The sequence below is a fragment of the Streptomyces sp. NPDC058375 genome (assembly GCF_042723425.1).
GTDB classification, from domain to species: Bacteria; Actinomycetota; Actinomycetes; order Streptomycetales; family Streptomycetaceae; genus Streptomyces; species Streptomyces durocortorensis.
Genome location: NZ_JBHXJG010000445.1, coordinates 1 through 2,697 on the forward strand (window position 1 = coordinate 1; position 2,697 = coordinate 2,697).

Annotated in this window: 3 protein-coding genes; 2 read left to right on the forward strand and 1 reads right to left on the reverse strand. The window is 71.7% G+C overall.

All coding sequences use genetic code 11. From position 1 onward, the window contains the following. Positions 1–659, reverse strand: a 659-nt coding sequence (locus ACFWM7_RS34820; RefSeq protein ID WP_383268664.1) for an SDR family NAD(P)-dependent oxidoreductase, incomplete at its 3' end; no start/stop codon positions are given. A 246-nt stretch (positions 660–905) separates the two neighbouring features. Between ACFWM7_RS34820 and ACFWM7_RS34825 the strand changes: the two genes are divergently transcribed. Both ACFWM7_RS34825 and ACFWM7_RS34830 read left to right on the forward strand, forming a co-directional pair. Then, complete coding sequence (locus ACFWM7_RS34825; RefSeq protein WP_383268667.1) at positions 906–1,793, forward strand: SIS domain-containing protein; 888 nt, start codon at positions 906–908, stop codon at positions 1,791–1,793. A 52-nt stretch (positions 1,794–1,845) separates the two neighbouring features. Beyond that, positions 1,846–2,697 (forward strand): ketose-bisphosphate aldolase (locus ACFWM7_RS34830; RefSeq protein ID WP_383268669.1); only part of this gene is annotated, 852 nt, incomplete at its 3' end.

The window sequence follows — 2,697 nt, forward strand, 5'->3', positions numbered from 1 at the left end:
AGCCGGCCGAACACGGAGTGCGCCGCAAGAGCCGCCGCGGCCTCGGGGGTCTCGCGTCGCCGGGCGTTCATGTCGGTCGCCACGAAACCGGGCACCACGGTGTTCGCCGTGATGCCTCGCTCCGCCACTTCCTTTGCCACAGCAAGCGTCAGCGTCTCCAGCGCGCCTTTGGTCATGGCATAGGTCACCGACTCCGGAAAGGACCGGTGGGCGGCGGCCGACGAAATGTTGACGATCCGTCCTCGGTCCCGCATCAGGGTCAGCCCCTGCTGGATGAGGAAGAGCGGTGCTTTCACGTTCACGGCGAACATCCGGTCGAAAACCTCCGGTGAGGCATCGCTTATCCGCCCGGATCCGCTCACACCGGCGTTGTTGACCAGAATGTCCAGCACCGGTTCTTCTCCCCGGGCCGTCATTCCCGCGCGGAACGTCTCGTACAGGGCTTCGACGTCCCCCGGCACTCCGAGCAGGGATCCCACCGCGAAAGCCTGTCCGCCCGCTTTCCCGATCTCCTCGACCACCTCCTGGGCCGCGTTCCCGCGCTCACCGTAATGAACGGCGACCAGGGCCCCGTCGCGCGCGAGCCGCCGGGCGATTGCCCGCCCGATGCCGCGGCTGGCACCCGTGACCAACGCGACCTTTCCCGCCAGCGAACCCATGAATCCATCCCTCTGCCTCGATCACTCCGCAGGTGTCACGAAGCGCAGCCACCCTACCCATCGACGCAGGGCGAAATGCGCTTCCGCGAAGCGGTGCCCGGACGTGGCCGCCCCCACGGCCGGAGGCGGGGCGAGGCCGCGCCGGGCGCACGAACCTCCCATCCGTCTGCTTGATATTGCTTGAAACACTCGCTTAATATGCAGATTCGAGCATCGATTGCCGGGAACCACGAACAGGGAGCACAGATGACGCACGTGGCTCAGGAGCTGGCCAGCCAGCCCGACTGCTGGCAGGTGGCCGCCGGCATGGCGGACGGTCTGGCCCACCGGCTTCCGGCGGCCGGCGAGCGCATCGCCGTGGTCGGCTGCGGTACGTCGTACTTCATGGCCCAGGCCTACGCGGCTCTTCGGGAGGGCAGCGGCCAGGGTGAGACCGACGCCTTCGCCGCTTCGGAGTTCCCGGCCGGTCGCCCGTACGACCGGGTCGTGGCGTTGAGCCGCTCCGGCACCACGACGGAGGTGCTCGGACTCCTCGGGCAGATCGGTGACACGACCCGCCGCACGGTGGTCATCGGCGACCCCGACACCCCGATGGCGGCGATGGCCGACGACACGATCGTGCTGGAGTTCGCCGACGAGAAGTCCGTCGTGCAGACCCGCTTCGCGACCTCGGCGCTGACCCTGCTCCGCGCCCACCTGGGTCTGCACAGCGACGCGGTGGTCGACGACGCCCAGGTGGCGCTGGCCGAGCCGCTGCCCGCCGGTCTGGTGGAGTGCAGCCAGTTCACCTTCCTCGGGCAGGGGTGGAGCGTGGGGCTCGCCAACGAGGCGGCGCTGAAGATGCGCGAGGCGGCGCTCGCCTGGACCGAGGCGTACCCGGCGATGGAGTACCGGCACGGCCCGATCAGCATCTCCACCCGCTCCACCGCGACCTGGATGCTCGGCGAGGCCCCGTCCGGACTGATGGACGAGGTACACGCGACCGGCGCCCGGTGGGTGGCCGGCGGCCTCGATCCGCTGGCGGAGCTGGTCCGGGTGCAGCGGCTGGCGCTGGCCATCGCGAACGCGCGGGGTCTCGACCCGGACCGGCCGCGCCACCTCACCCGCTCGGTCATCCTCAGCAGCGCGGCCTGAGGGCCCAGGCCGCCCCCTTCACCGCCCACCGGTCCCTCATCCCGGAGTCGCCATGCCCATCGCCGCCACCGGCGAGCTGATCGCCGAGGCCGCCGCACAGCTCGGTGCGGTCGCCGCGTTCAACGTCATCACCCTGGAACACGCGGAAGCCATCGCCGAGGGCGCGGAGGCCGCGGGGTCGCCGGTGATCCTGCAGATCAGCGAGAACGCGGTCGCCTACCACCGGGGCCGGCCCCGCCCGCTCGCGCGCGCCGCGGCCGAGGTCGCCGACCAAGCCGCCGTACCCGTCTCCCTGCACCTCGATCATGTGCAGTCCACCGAACTGCTGCACCGGGCGGCGGACTGCGGTTTCAGCTCGGCGATGTTCGACGCGGCCCGGCTGCCGTACGCGGAGAACCTGGCGGCCACCCGCGCCGCCGTCGTCTGGGCGCACGAGCGGGGCCTGTGGCTGGAGGCGGAACTCGGGCAGGTCGGCGGGAAGAACGGGGAGCCGGCGCTCGACGCCCATGCGCCCGGGGCCCGTACGGACCCGGAGGAGGCGCGGTCGTTCGTCGCGGCCACCGGGGTCGACGCGCTGGCCGTGGCGGTCGGCACCTCGCACGCCATGACCTCGCGGGACGCCGTCATCGACCACGCTCTGCTGGGCGGGCTGCGGGCGGCCGTGCCGGTTCCGCTGGTGCTGCACGGTTCGTCCGGGGCCTCCGACGAGGAGCTGGCCCGTGCCGTGGCGGGCGGAATCCGCAAGGTCAACATCGGAACCGCGCTGAACATCGCGATGACCGGCGCCATACGGGAGCGGCTGGCCCGGGACGACCGGGGTGTGGACCCGCGCCGCTATCTGGCGGACGGCAGGGACGCGATGGCCCGGACGGTGGCCCGGATGATCGCGGTGCTGCCCTCGGGG

Bases quoted from the DNA above. Each gene is read 5' to 3' on its own strand.
- ACFWM7_RS34825 (WP_383268667.1), top strand. From the start codon at position 906: ATGACGCACGTGGCTCAGGAGCTGGCCAGCCAGCCCGACTGCTGGCAG.